Below are 19,083 nucleotides of genomic sequence, written 5' to 3' on the forward strand. Positions count from 1 at the left end.
GCTATGGTATAAAAGGGTATTGAGAATTTATGAGAGGTTATATGGTCAATAACCAATTTAATTGTAAAATATTTTTCGACACATGTCAACATATTTTTGACGAAATTTATACTATAAAAAATTATTTTGTTGGTTATATTTTTTTCTGGTTTTCTATATAAATTATTAGTAGGTATTTTAGGAGGGATATTGTGATGCGCTTGGATTTAATCAAGGACAATATAGAATACGAACAATTATTAGGTCAAAATGCTACAGATATGGTAGTAAAAGAAGAATATGTAATTCCTGATACGCTTCCAGATGTGAACGAGATATTAATGTTAGATGCAAAACCAATGGTAACTAGCAAAGATGTGGCAAATGGAAAGGTTAACGTAGAGGGGCAAATACAGTATACTGTTCTTTATATGGCTAAGGAAGATGAGGCTACTGAAGCTCATCCTGTTACTTATAATTCTAAGTTCTCAAGCTGTTTAGATATGAACGGTGCCACTAGTGACATGCTTTGTGAAATAGATCTATGTATGGAACATATTAATTGTATAATCGTTAATGAAAGAAAAATATCTATTCAAGGAGTTATGAATGTTAAGTGTGATGCTTATAAAATGAATTCCTTTGAAATAGTTAAAGAAGTTGAAAATGGTAATGATCTTCAGTTCTTGAAAAGCCCTATGACTATTGATAAGGTTATGGCACCTATATCTGGAGAAATTATAGGCAAAGCAGAAATAAAAATTGATATGGATAAGCCAGAGGTTGGCAAGGTTGTTAAGTATAACGTTGTTATAGGCAAAAAAGATGTTAGACTTTATGACGGTGGTGTACGTATAGAAGCAGTGGCAAATGTATGCATACTTTATAAGGTTAAATCTTGCAGAGATCTAGTTTCAGTTTCCGTAAATGTTCCATTAATGAAAGAACTAACTATAGAAGGTTTAAAATCTAATATGGATCATTATACAGACTTCGAAGTAAATTCCTTTGATTGTGATATAAGAGAAGATGACATGGGAGAAAACAGAATTTTGGATGTGGAATTCCTTGTTAAGACTTGTACTCATGTAATGTATAAAGAAGAAGTTGAAATGATAGAAGATGCATATTGCCCAAGTAATCTAATTGATATGGATACTATGGAATATGATATGAATATTATTCAAGGTCAAGGACAACATGAGAGTCTTGTAAAGGGAGATATTGAAATTGGAGAAGGCATGGTAAAACCAAATAAGGTTATCATGGCTTACGGTTCAGTGTCCATCACTGACAAGAACCTTAATGAAGATAAGGTTACTATAGAAGGAGTATTAAAAGTGGATGTATTATACACTACAGAAGATGAAGAGTATTATGTTGCTTCTGTAAGCGATGAGATTCCATTTACTTCTCAAATTGAAATAAATGGTGCTAAGGATTATATGGATGCACTAAGTAAGGTTAACTTAGAAATGTTAGAGGCTAATGTAGAAGTTGGTAATATTTCTATTAGAGCTATAATCAAAACTCATTGTAAGGTTTGCTATAATGTTAAGAAGAAATTCTTAGTAGACATGCAGGCTTCAGATGCTGAAGTTCCTGGCAAAAAGGCAAGTATTATAATTTATGTAGTTCAACCTGGGGATACTTTATGGCAAATAGCTAAAAAATACTTTACTACTAAGGAGCAAATAATGTATCTCAACGAGCTTCCTGAGAATGTAGAAATTAAGCCAACTCAAAAGTTAATAATTCCAGGAAGAGCGATAATGTAATTTATAGGTTTTATATGTAATCCTGGATAAGCTCATACTTTTATCACAGGGATAAGGTTACAGAAAAATTCTTTAGGTATCTTCAAAAAATAATTAATCAGTATGATAAGTTATTTTAGTTCAGAGGCCTAAGGGTATTTTGAAAAAGTGTAAGCTTTGTAACAACCTATAATTAATAAGACATAATATATTTACTATATTTATATTTAGGGGGTGTCACCTATAAGGTGGTGCCTTCTATTATTTTGCCTTGTAAATAAATTTAGCTTCATAAAATCAAAGGTAATTACAAATTGGTTTGCATATTTTGTAAAACCTATACTATACTAAAGTTATGCAAAGTTACAAATAGAAAAATTTATGTTTAAACACATTTTGGAAGAATAATTCTCTCATCATTTTCAGTGCTTAAATAAATTTAAGGTGGGAGTTAAATCCTCTTCCAGAAGTGGTGGAACAAAATGAACAAGTTTTTATTTAGGATTATTAAATAGTTTAGGTTGGTGAAATTTATGAAGTTAAAGGCTTACGGAAAAGTGAATATATCCTTAGATGTTGTTGGAAAAAGAGAGGATGGATATCATCTTCTAAGAATGATTATGCAAACTGTAGATATCTATGATGAACTTATATTTGAAAAATGTGAAGAAGGTATACATATAACTTGCGATAAGGAGTTTGTACCTACAGATAAAAGAAATTTAGTGTATAAGGCTATAGAGTTGTTTAATACTACCTATAAAGTTCAAGGTGGAGTGAAAGTACATATAAATAAAAACATTCCAGTTGAAGCAGGAATGGCAGGGGGAAGTACAGATGCTGCTGCAGCACTTAAGGGTATTAGAGATTTGTATGTCCCTAGTGTTAGTGATAAGGAGCTCATGGAATTAGGGGTAAAGATTGGCGCTGACGTTCCTTACTGCATTTTAGGAGGCACAGCTTTATGTGAAGGAATTGGAGAGGTTATAACTCCTCTTAAACCTTTTCACAATAAGATTCTAGTGGTGGTTAAACCGAATTTTGGGGTGTCTACTGTGGCAGTGTATAAGGCTTTTGATATAAATTCTATTGAGAAGCATCCTAATACAGAAAACCTTATTGATGCTATGGGGAAAGACAATGTAGTCTATGTGGCAAATAATATGATGAATCTATTAGAAAATGTTACTATTAGGAAGCATGAAGAAATTCAACATATTAAAGATTACATGGAAAAGGAAGGATCTTTAGGTGCCATGATGAGTGGAAGTGGACCTACTGTATTTGGTTTCTTTGAAGATATGCTTACGGCTCAAAGATGTTATGAAAAGTTAAAGGATAAATATAAGGAAGTTTTTATAACTAGAACCATTTAAGGATCCCTTGAGAAAATAAGTAGCATAGGGGTTTAATGTGGGAAGGCTGGGTTAAAAGGCAAGGTTTAGTGAGGATTAGGGACAACTTGGAAATCATTAAAGGGAATGAAATTGTTTGTAAGTTAATTAGTTCCCTCTAGGAGATTTTATTCTATGGATTTTTGTTGAATATATTTTAAGTGCCTCTGAGGAAAGCCTCAGGGGCATTTTTGCAATTTTAAGCATCTCTAAAGGGGGTGCTTAAATGTTTTTTGTAGCAATGCGGTTTTTCAGTGTGTTTTTTATAGGATAAATTTTATCTCTTACAGGGATTTTTCTTCTTGGGCATCTTCAAAAAATAACTTGTCAGTACGCTAGTCTATTTTGCAGCATACTGGGTCAACAGGTTCTATTGATAGCATAACTATCAATAGAACCTGTTTCCTTGTGTGACGCCAAATATCTGTGGCATCTTTGATTTGTTATTTTATTTCAGCTACCTTAAGTTAAATCACAGGAGAGGAAACAGCGTTGCTCTGGGTAGCCTTAAAAAAGTTATATGCATATTAAGGGAAAAATAGCTAAAACTAAATAAGAAATTTTCAACGGTATTTTAGAAGTATAAGGCTTTAGTTTTTAAAGAAATCTATAAAAGTTCTCTAGTTGGAGGGTCAACAGAAATATAAGCACACAACGGTTTTAAAGAACTTTATATAGGTTCATTGAGATAACAAAGTTTCTTCTAAGATTAAGAAACAATTTCATAATTACTCATGAAGGAAGATGTGATGAATTTTATGTTGATAACTATTATTGAACGCTTCGATTTATATTTGTTATTACTATGCACTGTTGCGGGATTAATGGTAGCTTTTTTAGATACAAAGCAGTTTAAGCAGGAGGAGAAGCAAACCGCCTATAAGCAAGCTAAATATCTAGGGCTTGGACTTATAATTTTTACTGCAGCTGTATATATTGTTAGATTTATGTTTGTTTAAATAATTAATAGGTTTCATCATGACTATTTTGAAGATTTAGTGCCTGAAACTTTTAGAGTATGTGAGCTTAAAAAAGCCAAAATGATTAGCAAAGCTTCAAAATAAGTTAACTAAACAGTTCTTTAATTATTTAAAGAGCAAACAAAGCTACAACCTATGGGAAAGGGAAGTGAAGTAAGTGGAAGAACAAATTCGTGATAATATTTCTCAAAAGGCCAGTCAAAACATCATGTATGTTAAGGAGCTTTTCAAGAATGCATCAGATGTGGTGTTTAGAGAATTTGAGATAGGGAGTATCAAGGGTGGCTTAATATATATTGATGGAATGGCAGATAAGACCCTGCTTAATGACTTCTTATTAGAGCCATTGATGGATAGTAAGGGAGATAATCTCACTCCACAGCAGTTCATGGATAGAGTTATTGCAATTTCTGACATGAGAAAAATCACAAAACTTAGTGATGGTGTTAATGCTGTGATGGCAGGAGAGTCCTTGGTTTTTATCGATGATTTAGATGCAGCGCTAATTATTGCTAATAGAGCATGGCCTAATAGGGGTATCGGTGAGCCTGAAGGAGAAACTGTAATAAGAGGTTCAAGGGAAGGCTTTACAGAAACCATAAGATTTAATACAGCTCTTGTAAGAAGAAGAATTAGAGATAGTAGATTAAAAATAGAACCAATGCAATGTGGAACTCGTTCTAAGACAGATATGGCCATTATGTATATTGATGACATAGTGAATAAAGAAGTCTTGGATGAATTAAAAATGAGATTAGACAAAATTAATATAGATGCAATCTTAGATAGTGGATACATAGAGCAATATATTGAGGATAATAGAACAACTCCATTTCCTCAAGTGCAAAGCACTGAACGTCCAGATGTAGTTGCAGCAGCACTATATGAGGGAAGAGTAGCAATAATCGTGGATAATTCACCTTTTGCTCTTGTTGTGCCAGCAGTGTTAGCTAGCTTTCTTCAATCACCAGATGACTATTATAATAGATGGCTAAGTGGATCTGTAGTGAGGATTATCAGATTACTTGCAATAGTACTTTCGCTAGTATTACCAGCTTTTTATGTAGCAGTAACTTCTTTTCATACAGGACTTATTCCTACAAAATTAGCCTATGCTATAGCTGCTTCGAGAGAAGGGGTTCCTTTCGCGTCATATATAGAAGCTTTAGTTATGGAAGCAGCACTAGCTTTCTTAATAGAAGCCATTATAAAGCTTCCAAAGCCAGTGGGTTCAACCATAGGTATTGTTGGAGGTCTTATTATAGGGCAGTCTGCAGTTAGCGCAGGGCTTGTGAGTCCAATTATGGTTATAGTGTTAGGTCTTACTGCAATTACTACTTTCTTGATTCCAAACTACACTGTAACTACTGCATTTTCTTATTTTAGAGTAATGCTTATTCTTATGTCTGCAATGTTAGGATTATATGGTATTATGCTAGGAATGATTTTCTTGTTGATTCATTTAACTAGAATAGAAAGTTTTGGAATACCATATTTGGCACCAGCAGTAAATACTGTAATGAAGGATTTGAAGGATTTATATATAAGAGCGCCTCTAAAGAATTTTAAGGAAAGACCAGAATTTTTACAACCTAAAGATAAGATTAGGCAAAAATAAATGTGTTATTGGAGGTGTTTACAGTGAAAGATAAGAATTTTATTCAAGATTTTGGGCTCTTTGCAAGTTTGGTTGTTTCAATGCTAGGTGTAGGTGTGTTTTATAGCCCTTCTCTAGTGGCAAAGTATGTGGGAGCTGATGGTTGGGCAGTAGCCATAATCACAGGGATATTGATTTTCTTAATAATGTATGTAATGTATCAGCTTATGAAAATGAATACCTATGATGATATTGTAGTAATTCTAAAAAATATATATGGTGGATTTTTAGGTAGGGTAATATCCATAGTTTATGCTGTAATGATGATTCTTGCATTATCTATATCTTTAAGGGTATTTGCAGAGGTTATAACTATGTTTTTACTTAATAATACACCTACAGAGGTAATACTTATAACTTTAATATTTCTAGGAATGTATTTAAGTAGGGGAGGACTCGTTAATATTGTGCATTTTAATGAGTTAGCTTTTTGGATTATGTTTATTCCAGCAATTATAGCTTTCCTTCTAACACTTCCCACTGCAGATTTTACAAATTTGTTGCCTGTGTTTACTGCAGCACCTAAAAGTTATATCAGTGGAAGCTTCGAGTTGATATTTTTATTAAATGGATTTTCTATGGCATTTATATTAATTCCTTATGTAAAGAAAAAGGAGACAATTACTAAACTTTTGAGACATAGTAGTCTTTTCATCACTGCCTTTTATGGTATTACCTTTATTCTTGTGGCAGCAACTTTATCAGTGGGGCAGACTAAGGATACTATATTTCCAACTATCACTATGATTCAGTCCATAACTTCAAAAAGTGGATTTTTAGAGAGATGGGATAGTCTCATTATGGCAATTTGGGTAGTATTCTATTTTACTGCTTTTGCTAATACCTATTATTTCTCATCTTATATAGTAAAACATGTGTTTAACCTTGAAGATATAAAAATTGCTTCAATAATTTTTATCCCAGTAGTTTATGTGGCAGCTTTGTTCCCTGATAGTGTAGTAGATGTAAGAAACTTAAAAATGGGATTTATTAGAATGGGGTTCATAGGCACATTATTCGTAGTTATTGGGGTTACCTTCTTAATAAGTTTCATAAAGAGAAGGAGGGGTGTCAATGTTAAGCATGAAAATTAAAAAAGTTCTTCCTATACTATTTACAAGTCTGCTGCTTACAGGTTGTTGGGATAGGGTGGAGATAGATAAGAAGGCCTTTGTATCTACCATAGCCATAGATATTGGTGAGGATATTAAGGAAAGAGATACCCTAAAGACTCTTAAGCCAACGGATCCCTTTGCTGAGAAGTCTCTAGATATTTTAAACGTAACTTACGGTTTTCCTGATATAAGAAATATGGAACAAGAAAAGGGCACAGCAGAAATACTTCCTATAACCGTGGGAGGATATTCTATGACAGATGCTTACTTTAAGGCTCTTGCTGAAAGTAGCAGAACACTACACTTTGGGCACAGTAAGGTACTTTTCTTAAGTGATGAAATCTTTAGAAACCCAGAGGTAGCTAAAGAGGTAATGGATTATATAGAAAGGGAACCAAGTTTAAATAGAACTATGACCATGGCAATAGTTGAAGGTAAGGCAGAGGATTATGTGAGTTTTAAACCCTTAATGGAAGAAAATATAGAAAATTATATGACAGGACTTATGGGGAATAACAGCAAGAATGGTTCTGTTTACCCAGTTACTTTGAACAAATACTTAGATATGTCTACCCAAAATGATGTGAATATGCTTCCATTATTCAGACTTGAAGAGGGGAATAAAAAGCTTGTATTAGCAGGAATTACTTTAATAAAGGATTATGAAATTGTTGGGTATTTAAATGATAAAGAAGTTATAGATGTTCAGCTTTTAAGAGGGGATATAGGTAGTTGTAAGAAGGTTATCTATAGAGATGGTCACCCAATAGATTATTATATTAGAGATGTTGCTACAAAAGTTAAAATGGAGTTAGTAAATGATAAATTAGTTTTAAATTATAGCATTTTCACAGAGGGTACAATTAAGGGGTATTTTACTGAAGCTAACCTTCTTGATACAGAGGTAGTTAGAGAAATAGAGGGGTACTTTGGAAAGGCTATGGAAAAAGAATTAGTGGCCATAGCTGATATGACAAGAAATGAACTGCAAGTAGATATACTTAATGTGAAAGAAAAGTTAAGAAAATATCACCCTCGTATTTGGTCACAAGTTCAAAATAGGTGGCCAGAAATATATGAAAATGCTGAAATAAAGGTTACAGTAGATAATCATATAAGAACAGTAGGTTTAAGTAACTAGAGAGCAAAAGTTCCTTGGTAGAAATCCTCCCAATATAAGTTTCCTCTGAGGAACTCCTCAAATAAAAGCCCTCCTGAAAAGTTCTTCAGGAGGGTTTTTACAGGGATTAATGAAGAAGATAATTTAGTAAAATTAGTATAGGTGAAAATTTTCAAAAAAAGTTTTTTTAACATGTATAGAACTTGTCCTCCTGGTAATAATTAGGATATAACAGTAATTAATCTAAGGGGGAAGAAAAATTATGAAAAAGATGATAACAATGGGGGTTACAATTTTAGTTGCATTAACATTCTTAACAGGAATTTATGGTATTAGAACCATAGAAGCAGTAAGTGCAAAAACTTTACTTAGTAGAGGGGAACAAGCAAATCCAAGCGTAGAGGAAATCTCAGAAAAATTGATTAGATTTCATGTAATTGCAAATAGTGATAGAGAAGAAGACCAAGCTCTAAAGTTAAAGGTTAGAGATGAGGTATTAACATATATACAGCCAATGCTTAAAGATAGTGAAAGCATTGAAATGTCAAGAGAGATATTAGATAGAGAAAATGATAGGATAATACAAATTGCAAAAGAAGTTATAGCTGCCAATGGATATGACTATTCTGTGGAATCAACTCTTTCTAGGGAGTATTTTCCAATTAAAACCTATGGGAATATTACTCTTCCACAGGGAGAATATGAAGCATATAGAATTATTATTGGAACTGGAGAAGGCCAAAACTGGTGGTGTGTAATGTTTCCACCTATCTGCTTTGTAGATGTTACAAAAGGGGCAGTGGCTTATGAGGAAACTGAAGAGGAAATGAAGGAAGTTCTTGATGAGGAAGAATATAATATGGTAAATAATAGAGCTAGTGAAAAAGCTAAAAAGAATACCAATTCCATATTTAAGTTCGAAAAAGATAGTAGTAAAAGTCTAACAAATAAAACAACAAACAATAGTAATAATAATATTGTGAAAAAAGGTAATACTAATACAAGTAAGCAAGATGTAAAAAATACAGAAAAGTCTGCTCTTGTAGATAATACTGAGGATAATAATATAGTTATAAAGTTCAAATTAGGGGAATTAATGAAAAATTTTTTCGATAATTTATAGAAAGATTCATGTAGTTTAATATAGAGCTTGACAATGAGATTGGAAAGCCCCCCCTTACCAATCATCATTGATTATTGCAAAAAAAATAAGGGAATATCCCCCCAAAAAAATAAATCCCCATTCTCTTATTTTTTATTTTTAAAACAGCAAGGTTTCCTTGTTGTTTTAATTTTTTGTAAACTTAGTAAATAGCTTAGCTAAAGGCATAGTTTTGAGGGGGAGAGTAAGAGTGAATATTTAGAAAAATGACTAATTATCCTTTTGATTTTTTCACAAATTATGGTATAATTTATAAAAAAGTGTATAAAAATGAAATTCATCAGAAAAGTAACAATTATTTTTGCTAAAGGTGGAATTAAAAATGGATATACTTAAAGAAGTGGAAGACAAGCTATCAATTTTAAAAGGTATCTATGATATTATAAGAATTATTGACCCCATAAATAAAAAACTAATAGATGTCAGTGATGATAAACTTTTAGCTCAAAATGAAAGCTGCTTTGGATTTTGGAGCAGAGGTCCCTTTTGTGAAAACTGCATATCTATGAGAGCATATTTAGAAAATGACACCTTTGTAAAAGTTGAAAACAGTTCTGGAAAAGTATTTCTAGTAACTGCCATGCCAATAAAAATTAATGACAATACTTATGTTTTGGAAATTTTAAAGGATATTTCAAAAAGTGAAGATTTTTCAAAGAAAAGTAAGGGTACCAAAGATGATTTGGAAGTATTAACTAGAAAAATAAATGAAAAAGTTATAACAGATAGTTTGACTGGAATTTATAATAAAAGTTATATAAATGAAAGACTTCCATTTGATATGAATAAGGCATCGATTAAAGGAGAACCTATATCTATTATAATGGCTGATATAGATTTATTTAAAAATATTAATGATTCTTATGGTGATATTATTGGAGATAAAGTTATTGAGGATTTTGCAAAACTCATTAAAAAAACTTTAAGAGAAGATACTCACTGGGTGGGTAGATATGAGGGTGAGAAGTTTTTGATAGTTCTGGGTGGCACTGACTCAGAGGGCGCGTATAATATTGCAGAGAGTATAAGATTGAAACTGGAAAACACCAATTTTAAATATGAAAATGCAGATATAAGGATTACTTCAAGTTTTGGAGTGCATAGTATTAATAATTTTAAGCTAGACTTACATGGATTTATATCTGGAGCAAACGAAAATTTATATAAGGCAAAACAGTTAGGAAGAAATAAAACTGTAATTGATAAACAGAAGAAAATTTAGTCAGTAAATACTTTGGAGGTGAGTTCTTTGGAAAGAAAGGCACAGAATAACATTGAAATAGAGAAGCTAGAACTTAGTGACATAAGTTTCCGTATTGAAGAACTAAGAGGTATTTTGAATGAGATTTGTTGTACAGAAGAAAATAATGATTATGATAATAGACTAGAAGTTAGCCAATGTTTAGATGAGTTAATTGTTCAGTATATGAAAAAATTACATGAGTAATAAAATACATTACAAAAGCAGCAGAAGGTTCTCTGCTGCTTTAGCTTTCAGTGCTATTTTAAATATTGTTGAAAAATTAGAACTTTATTACAAGGCAGAGTATTTTACTTTTTTCTATTGAAGAATAAAGAATATAGGAATAGAATAAATTTGTATTAAGGTAGTAACATAAAAGAATATGCTAGTATAAAGCTATTTTAATTCGTAAAACTTTCAAGTTAAGTAAATTTAAGTTCACCTTGAAAGCTAGTATTGAATACTTTATTAATATAGGAATCTGGAGAAGGTAACTAGTCAATATGCAGGAACACTTTATAAAATATTTCATGAGTTAAGTAGCTAATTTCAACTTTATTGGTGAAAGTGTATCTACGGATTCATGAAATTCAACCTAAATCTTTGATTATTTATTTTATTTCAGCTACCTAAATTATTGTTAGGAGAGATAAGTATGAAGAAAAATGTAGCAATATTATTTGGAGGACAATCTACAGAGCACGAGGTTTCTAGAGTGTCAGCTACATCTGTTTTAAGTCATATAAATAATGAAAAATATAATATTTACCCTATAGGGATTAACAAAGAAGGTAAATGGTTTCTCTATAAAGGTGAGTATAAGAACATTGCCAGTGGAGAATGGGAAAAGGATGAAGAAAATAAAATACCAAATGGTTTAAATCTTCTTGTAAATAAGGAGGTTGAAGTAGTATTCCCAGTACTACATGGAATGTATGGGGAGGATGGAACTATTCAAGGGTTAAGTAAACTAATGAACATTCCTTGTGTGGGTCCTTCAGTAATGAGCTCCGCAGTATGTATGGATAAGATATATACTAAATACTTATTAGAGCATGAAAATATTAAGCAAGCTAGATATGTAGTTGTTACAGCTTTTGAATATGGAAAAGATAAAGATTATTTTATTAACGCTATAGAAGAAAATCTCGGTTATCCATGTTTTGTTAAGCCAGCAAATAGTGGTTCATCTGTAGGGATTACCAAGGCACATAGCAAAGAGGAACTTATAAGTGGACTCGATATGGCATTAAAGCATGATAGAAAAGTTCTAGTGGAAGTAGGACTTAATGCCAGAGAAATAGAAGTTTCAGTTTTAGGAAACGATGATCCTAAGGCATCTATTCCAGGAGAGATTATTCCTGCAAAAGAGTTTTATGATTATGAAGCAAAGTATCAAAATGCTGCTTCTAAGTTACTAATTCCTGCTGCATTATCGGAGGAAAAATTAGAGGTTATTAGAGCCTTGGCAGTTAAGATTTATAAAAAATTGGATTGTTCTGGAATGGCAAGAGTAGACTTTTTAGTTGATAAAGATACAGAAGAGGTTTATTTAAATGAAGTTAATACAATTCCAGGGTTTACTAGCATAAGTATGTATCCAAAGATGTGGCAGGCGACTGGACTTTCTTATCCTGATTTAATAGATGAACTAATAGAACTTGCAGTAGAGAGAAATAATGGATAATTAATGATTTTTGGCTAGGATATTTTAAGCTTCGTTTTAAAAGTTTAAAGTATCCTAGTTTTTGTATGCTATTGTGAGGGAAGTAATTTAGAGTTAAGATATTATAAAAGAGATTATGAACATTGAAAGGGGAAGTAAATAATGCTTATAAATCATGTGGGTGTTGTGGTTAACGATATGAATGAATCTAAAGAGTTCTATAGTTCGGTTTTGGGTGGAAAAGTTGAACATGAATTTGAAAATGAAAGTGTTCATCTTGTATTTATGGATTTTGGTAATGGTATCATTGAGTTTATTAAAAGAAAAAATGTGGATTTTTATGGCGCAACTGGTGTAGTAGAACATATTGCTTTCACTGTAGATAATATAGAAAAAGCTATAGAAAAGTTGAAAACTTTCAAGGTTCAATTTATAAGTGAAACTCCAAAGTTAATAGATAATAAGAAAGTATTCTTTTTTCAAGGGCCAAACGGAGAAAAGCTAGAAATTGTTGAACATTTAAAGTAAAATATAGATGAGTATTTAGGTATATGCTTACATAATAAAATTTTAATTTATTCATTTCTATAAGCCTTAAGGGAGCCAAGGTAGGCTCATGGATAAGTTAAGTTCTGGCTTTGGTTCCCTATAAATGAAGCTTTTGATTATATAACTTAATAATGGATAGAATTTTATAAGTGGAAAAGAGGAAATCCGCATTTTATCGTGGGTAGTGGGTTTGCTTTGAAGACCTAGATATAGCATAAGTATAAAAATGTGAACTAGATAGAAGGAGATTATATGGAAAATAACGCTGTAATAAAAGTAGTAAGTGTTCAAAATCATGATGATAATGATAGAATTGAAATAGTTAGTCCAGGAGTATTTTATAAAGAAGAGGACATATATGTTGTAGAATATGAGGAAACAGAACTTTCAGGTCTTGGAGAGACTCATACTACCTTTGAAATTGGTAAAGATTATTTTAATTTAATTCGCGAAGGTGAAACTAATACCACTATGGAATTTAAAAGGGGACATCAAACCTCTATTTTATATAATACTCCACACGGAGGAATAGCTCTTCAGGTTAGAACAAAGAATGTAAAAATTAAAGTTGATGACATGGGTGGCGTTATAGAAGTAAACTATGACATCATTGTAGAGGGACAGGAAACTATTAATACTAATCTTATGGCAACTATTAATGTAAGACAGAGCTAGGATTTGAGGCAGGAATGTCAATTATAGATTTCTTATCATTACAAAAGCATTATAAGAGACTGGATTTCAATGTTTTAATAAAATTATGGATGGCTATTATAAACTAAGTGAAAAATTAAATCTAATGGTTATAGATTATAGTGAATTAATTTATGATGATTCAATGTGTGATTATAACTTGCTGAGATAACTTCGGAATCTTCATTTATGAGGTGATGATATGTATTCATTTCAAGATATTATAGGTAACAGTACTGAAATAGAGAGTGTTAAGTATATTGGGAAAAGGGCTTGTAATTCAGATTCCCCAATACTTATTTATGGAGAAACAGGTACTGGTAAGGAATTAATAGTACAAGCTATCCATAGTGGATCAAAGAGAAAAAATAAAAATTTCATACCTCAAAACTGTGCGGCAATTCCTGAAAACCTTTTGGAAAGTATTTTTTTTGGTGTTTCAAAGGGGAGTTTTACTGGAGCTGAAGCTAAGGCTGGATTGTTTGAGTTAGCTGATGGTGGGACGTTGTATTTGGATGAACTTAACTCTATGCCTGTTAATTTTCAAGGAAAACTACTAAGGGTACTGCAAGATGGAGAAGTTAGAAGAATTGGTGATTCCGCAAGTAAGAGGGTAGATGTAAGAGTTGTAGCCTCCTTAAATGAAAAACCAGAAGAATTAATGGCCTTAGGAAAGTTAAGAAAGGATTTATTCTATAGACTGAGTGTAGTTAGAATAAATTTACCAGAGCTAAATGATAGAAAAGGGGATATTCCCTCGCTAGTAAACTATTTTATTAATAAGTTTAATAAAAAGTTTGGGGTTAACATTGAAGATATTAGTGAAGAGGCTTTAAATTACTTGATAGTGAGAGATTATGAGGGAAATATTAGGGAGCTTGAGCACATTATTGAGAGTGGTTTTAATGTGAGAAATCAGGGCATCCTAACCTTTGAGGATTTAAATTTAAAAAGGGAAAAAAGAGAGTTTAAGGTTTTATCTTTAAAGGATAAGCTCGAATATCAGGAACAAAAGTATATAAAAGAAGCCCTTGTAATAGCTAAATATAATGTGTCTAAGGCTGCAAAACTTTTAGACATACCAAGACAAACCCTACAATATAAAATAAAGAAATATGCTATAGAATAAAAATAAAGAAAGAGCTAGGCTAAGGCCTAACTCTTTTTCTTTTGAAAAAACATTAAAATAAAAAACAAAAAATAAACACGAAAAATACTAGCATAAAGGCAAATAATATGATAGTATAGAACTTGTTTTTAAACACAAATATTGCATTTTACTTTACAGGGTAATTTCTATTATAGTATGTGAAAATATAAAAGTCAACACTATTTTTTTATATTTTTAAAAAAGTATTAGAAAAAAGTTAAAAGCAATAAATTAGAAAGGCCAAGTCGAAGTTGTTTCAAAACAGACTTGGTTTTCTTTAATGGACCTGTTCATTGAAAGATGAACTTAAAATAAAGTTAAGTTAAATTTACCAGTATTTTTAAACTAATAATAAGGAGGAATTTTCATGAGTACTAAGTATGTATTTGTTACAGGTGGAGTTGTTTCATCACTAGGAAAAGGTATTACTGCAGCTTCTTTAGGGAGATTATTAAAAAATAGAGGGTTAAAGGTTTCTATTCAAAAATTTGATCCATACTTAAATGTGGACCCAGGTACAATGAGCCCATATCAGCATGGCGAAGTTTTCGTAACAGATGATGGTGCAGAAACGGATCTAGATCTTGGGCACTATGAAAGATTTATAGATGAGAACTTAAGTAAAAATAGCAATGTTACTACTGGAAAAGTATATTGGTCGGTAATCTCCAAGGAAAGGAGAGGAGACTATCTAGGTGGAACAGTTCAAGTGATTCCTCATATTACAAATGAACTTAAGGATAGAGTTTATAGAGTATCAAAAGAGAAACAAGTAGATGTGGTTATTACAGAAATTGGTGGAACTGTTGGTGATATAGAATCCTTACCATTCCTAGAAGCTATAAGACAAATAAAATATGAAGTAGGCAGAGAGAATGTTTGCTTTATTCATGTAACTCTAGTACCTTACCTTGGAAAAGCAGGGGAACTTAAGACAAAACCTACACAACACTCAGTTAAAGAATTAAGAGGCATAGGAATTCAGCCAGATATTATTGTTTGCAGAAGTGAAAGGGAAATTCCAATGGACTTAAGAAATAAGATTGGATTATTCTGCAACCTAGAGGGTAAATCAGTAATTCAAAATTTAGATGCAGAAAATTTATATGAGGTTCCTCTAATGTTACATAAAGAAGGGTTAGATACTCTTGTGTGTGAGAAGTTAAACTTAGGTTGTAAAACCATTGACAATTCAGCTTGGATTGAAATGGTAGATAAACTCAAAAACTTAAAAGAAAATGTTAAGATTGCCCTAGTTGGTAAGTATGTTGAGCTACACGATGCCTATATATCAGTGGTTGAAGCTTTAGGTCATGGAGGATTTAACTGTAATTCCAATGTGGACATTAAATGGGTTAATGCAGAGGAATTAAACAGAGAAAATGTGGATGAATTACTTGGAGATATAGATGGAGTATTAGTTCCAGGTGGATTTGGGGATAGAGGAGTAGAAGGAAAAATTGAAGCTATAAGATATTCTAGAGAAAATAAGGTTCCTTTCCTTGGAATATGCCTTGGAATGCAATGTGCTGTTATTGAATATGCAAGGAATGTATTAAACTACAAGGATGCAAATAGTTCAGAACTTTCACCAGAAACTACTTATCCAGTAATTGACTTAATGCCAGATCAAAAGGATATTGATGAAAAGGGCGGAACAATGCGACTTGGATTGTATGCGTGTAGATTACCTAAAGGAACAAAAGCTTATGAGGCTTATGGTGAAGAGGTAATTTATGAAAGACATAGACATAGATATGAGTTTAATAATGAATATAGAGAAGAGTTAACAAAAGCTGGTTTAATTTTAAGTGGAACAAGTCCTGATAGTAAGCTAGTAGAAATTGTGGAACTTAAAGATCATCCATGGTTTGTAGCTGCACAGTTCCATCCAGAATTAAAATCAAGACCAAATAGACCACATCCACTATTTAGTGATTTTGTGAAGGCGGCTTTAGAAAATAAGAAGTAACTTGGAAAGCTAAAAATAATAACTAATATATTGTAACTTTAGGAAGTGTTTTAAAAAAATAAAAAGTAAATGTAACACCTAGACTTATTTGGACGAATTGCTATTTAGTATGAGTCTGTAAGTTTAGGTGTTTTTTTTATTGTATAGGAAATTGAAGATGCTGGGGTTTATTTATTTTACGGCATACTTTTAAAATAAATATTCTAAGGGAATATAAGAAATGCTATAAATGGGGATTTACATACAAAATTCACAAAACTATGTTAAAATTTGTATAAGGTATCTTGAAAAATAACGTGTTATTATGCTAATGGATTTAGGGGCATAATTCGTGGAACAACGGTAACTTATTAGTTTATTTCAGATGCTTAAAATTGTTTTAAGGAGAGATGTCTACATGGCTAATAAAAGGATTTTAGTTGTAGATGATGAAGTTAAAATTATAGAAATTGTTAAGGCTTATTTAGAACATGAAGGTTATGAAGTGAGTACAGCTACAAATGGTAAAGAGGCTATAAATATTTTTCTGCAGCAGGAATTTTCACTAGTAGTTTTGGATCTAATGCTACCTGATATGAGCGGTGAGGAGATTTGTAAGTTTATTAGAGGTAAAAGTGATGTGCCTATTTTAATGCTTACTGCAAAGGTAGATGAGAGTAGTATTATAAATGGGCTTAACATAGGAAGTGATGATTATGTCACTAAGCCTTTTAGCCCTAAACAACTTGTGGCTAGGATTAACGCTCTTTTAAGGCGTAGTGAAAGTAAGTTTAATACAGAAAATACCTTAACCTTTAATGATGAACTTTTCATAGATTTTACTAATTTAGAAGTGAAAAAAAATGGTGAAGTTATTACTTTAACTGCTACTGAATTTAAGATGCTTGTTTTACTTGCCAAGAATCCTAAAAGAGTGTTCAGTAGAGAGGAATTAATTTGCCATGTGTTAGGGGAGGACTTTGAAGGATTCGATAGGACTATTGATTCCCATATAAAGAATTTAAGACAAAAATTAGAATATAATACTAGAAAACCTAAATATATCTTAACGGTGCATGGCTTTGGATACAGGTTTGGTGGAGAAGCATGAAAATGAAATTGCGAAGCAATTTAATAATTTCAAATATTGTTGTGTCTTTAATAAGCATAGTTTTAGTTGGAGTATTGTCCATAAATAGGTTAGAGGCTCATTACAAAAAGTTGGTTCAGAAGAATATAGAAGATAAGACAGCGAATATTGTACAATCCTTAGGAAAACAGTATAAAAGCGGCAACTGGAATGTATATGCTATGGAGAATATTGGTGTTGATGCCATGAATAATGGATTAATAATAGAAGTCCTTGATAACAATAAAGATGTTATATGGGATGCTATGGCTTTTAATCATGGTATGTGCCAAAGTATTTTACAAAATGTAAGCAACAACACAAGAACTAATTCTAATGCACCAATAAAATATATAACCAAAACCTTTGACCTAACAATAGACGGTAATAAGGAAGGTATAGTGAATATAAGTTACTATGGACCCTTTTATTATAGGGATAATGACTTAGCCTATCTAAGTAGTTTAAGAAATGCCATGGGTTTTGTTGCTTTTATTGCGCTAGCTTTATCCATAATCATTGGACTTCTTATTGCAACAAAGCTAAGTGATATGATTTCAAAGGTGGTTAAGGGTACTACTATGATTTCAAAAGGTAACTATAATATGATAGCTGAAAAGTCCAATATTGTGGAAATGAACACCCTTATTGATGCAGTAAACAATCTAGCTTCATCTTTAAGAAGGCAAGAACATCTTAGAAAAATCCTTACAAAGGATATGTCACATGAGCTTAGAACTCCCCTTACTACCTTACAAGGCAATCTAGAGGGAATAATTGATGGCATATGGGAACCTACTGTAGAAAGGCTTCAAAGCTGTAATGAAGAGGTTTTAAGACTATACAGGTTGGTGGGAGATTTAGAAAATCTGGCTAAAATTGAAGAGGAAGATATAACCCTTAATAAAGTTAATGTAAACCTAGGAGAGTTACTTTCTAATATATTAAATAACTTTGAAAAGAAGTTTTTGGATAAAAATATAGAAGTTAACTATGAAAGCAAAGATATTTTTGTGTATGCTGATAAAGATAAGCTTAGTCAGGCTATTATTAATATGATTTCTAATGCAGAAAAGTATACAATGGAACATGGGACTATATTTATTAATACTTATGAAGATCTAAATACAGTAACTATATGCATTAAAGATACGGGTATAGGTATTGCTAAAGAACATTTACCTTATATTTTTGAAAGGTTTTATAGGGTTGATGAATCAAGAACTAGAGCTACAGGGGGTTCTGGTATTGGCCTTGCAATTACAAAGTCAATAGTGGAAGCTCACGGTGGAAGTGTTGAGGTTAACAGCGAAATTAATAATGGAACAGAATTTAAAATTATTCTGGAAAAGAAAACTATTCAAACAGTTTAGTATTACAATTTGGATAATTTTAAATATGATATTTAATTATGGTTTTAAGAAAAATTTGTAATATATAATTAACTAACTTGAGGAAGTTGAATAAAGTTTAATAGTTATTTTGTATTATTAAATTAATAGAAATAAAAGTACAGGCATAGGGATAAGCCTAGGAAT

General features: G+C 31.7%; 16 protein-coding genes and 1 pseudogene. 16 read left to right on the top strand and 1 reads right to left on the bottom strand.

Features of this window, described 5'->3' with window-relative positions; translation table 11 throughout:
* Nucleotides 1-194: 194 nt before the first annotated feature.
* The 6 genes from RR409_RS13720 to RR409_RS13745 all read left to right on the top strand — a co-directional run bounded on the left by RR409_RS13720 (nt 195) and on the right by RR409_RS13745 (nt 8,023).
* Nucleotides 195-1,757, top strand: a complete 1,563-nt coding sequence (locus RR409_RS13720; RefSeq protein ID WP_332558335.1) for an SPOCS domain-containing protein — start codon at nt 195-197, stop codon at nt 1,755-1,757.
* Between the two features lie 512 nt (nt 1,758-2,269).
* Nucleotides 2,270-3,112 carry a 4-(cytidine 5'-diphospho)-2-C-methyl-D-erythritol kinase gene (ispE, locus tag RR409_RS13725; RefSeq protein ID WP_332558336.1) on the top strand — a complete coding sequence of 281 codons (843 nt, stop codon included), beginning with the start codon at nt 2,270-2,272 and terminating at the stop codon, nt 3,110-3,112.
* Nucleotides 3,113-3,879: 767 nt separating this feature from the next.
* Entirely contained in the window at nt 3,880-4,089 is a 210-nt protein-coding gene (locus tag RR409_RS13730; protein ID WP_332558337.1) for a CLC_0170 family protein, read from the top strand.
* A 178-nt stretch (nt 4,090-4,267) separates the two neighbouring features.
* A complete protein-coding gene (locus tag RR409_RS13735) occupies nt 4,268-5,728 on the top strand; it encodes a spore germination protein (protein ID WP_332558338.1) in 1,461 nt (486 codons plus the stop codon).
* A gap of 23 nt (nt 5,729-5,751) precedes the next feature.
* The gene (locus RR409_RS13740) at nt 5,752-6,861 is read left to right on the top strand and encodes a GerAB/ArcD/ProY family transporter (RefSeq protein WP_332558339.1); all 1,110 of its coding nucleotides are present in this window, start codon (nt 5,752-5,754) and stop codon (nt 6,859-6,861) included.
* Entirely contained in the window at nt 6,842-8,023 is a 1,182-nt protein-coding gene (locus RR409_RS13745; protein ID WP_332558340.1) for a Ger(x)C family spore germination protein, read from the top strand. The genes RR409_RS13740 and RR409_RS13745 overlap by 20 nt, the downstream gene beginning before the upstream one ends.
* Here the strand turns inward: RR409_RS13745 and RR409_RS13750 are convergent.
* A complete protein-coding gene (locus RR409_RS13750; RefSeq protein ID WP_332558341.1) occupies nt 8,020-8,196 on the bottom strand; it encodes a hypothetical protein in 177 nt (58 codons plus the stop codon). The two genes, RR409_RS13745 and RR409_RS13750, sit on opposite strands and share 4 nt — an antisense overlap.
* A gap of 68 nt (nt 8,197-8,264) precedes the next feature.
* Between RR409_RS13750 and spoIIR the strand changes: the two are divergent.
* The 10 genes and pseudogenes from spoIIR to RR409_RS13800 all read left to right on the top strand — a co-directional run.
* Nucleotides 8,265-8,858: pseudogene (spoIIR, locus tag RR409_RS13755) on the top strand (stage II sporulation protein R); the annotation flags it as partial.
* Nucleotides 8,859-9,486: 628 nt separating this feature from the next.
* Complete coding sequence (locus RR409_RS13760; RefSeq protein ID WP_332558342.1) at nt 9,487-10,386, top strand: GGDEF domain-containing protein; 900 nt, start codon at nt 9,487-9,489, stop codon at nt 10,384-10,386.
* A 27-nt stretch (nt 10,387-10,413) separates the two neighbouring features.
* Complete coding sequence (locus RR409_RS13765) at nt 10,414-10,611, top strand: aspartyl-phosphate phosphatase Spo0E family protein (protein WP_332558343.1); 198 nt, start codon at nt 10,414-10,416, stop codon at nt 10,609-10,611.
* A 451-nt stretch (nt 10,612-11,062) separates the two neighbouring features.
* Entirely contained in the window at nt 11,063-12,094 is a 1,032-nt protein-coding gene (locus tag RR409_RS13770) for a D-alanine--D-alanine ligase family protein (protein ID WP_332558344.1), read from the top strand.
* A gap of 141 nt (nt 12,095-12,235) precedes the next feature.
* On the top strand, nt 12,236-12,601 hold the full coding sequence (locus RR409_RS13775) for a VOC family protein (protein WP_332558345.1): 366 nt from the start codon (nt 12,236-12,238) through the stop codon (nt 12,599-12,601).
* 273 nt (nt 12,602-12,874) lie between these two features.
* A complete protein-coding gene (locus RR409_RS13780; protein WP_332558346.1) occupies nt 12,875-13,297 on the top strand; it encodes a DUF1934 domain-containing protein in 423 nt (140 codons plus the stop codon).
* Between the two features lie 220 nt (nt 13,298-13,517).
* Complete coding sequence (locus tag RR409_RS13785) at nt 13,518-14,444, top strand: sigma 54-interacting transcriptional regulator (protein WP_332558347.1); 927 nt, start codon at nt 13,518-13,520, stop codon at nt 14,442-14,444.
* Nucleotides 14,445-14,832: 388 nt separating this feature from the next.
* The gene (locus RR409_RS13790) at nt 14,833-16,437 is read left to right on the top strand and encodes a CTP synthase (protein WP_332558348.1); all 1,605 of its coding nucleotides are present in this window, start codon (nt 14,833-14,835) and stop codon (nt 16,435-16,437) included.
* A 397-nt stretch (nt 16,438-16,834) separates the two neighbouring features.
* Entirely contained in the window at nt 16,835-17,527 is a 693-nt protein-coding gene (locus RR409_RS13795; RefSeq protein ID WP_332558349.1) for a response regulator transcription factor, read from the top strand.
* A complete protein-coding gene (locus RR409_RS13800; protein WP_332558350.1) occupies nt 17,524-18,918 on the top strand; it encodes a HAMP domain-containing sensor histidine kinase in 1,395 nt (464 codons plus the stop codon). Before RR409_RS13795 ends, RR409_RS13800 begins: the two co-directional genes overlap by 4 nt.
* Nucleotides 18,919-19,083 lie beyond the last annotated feature (165 nt).

Source organism: Clostridium sp., assembly GCF_036642255.1.
GTDB lineage: Bacteria > Bacillota > Clostridia > Clostridiales > Clostridiaceae > Clostridium_J.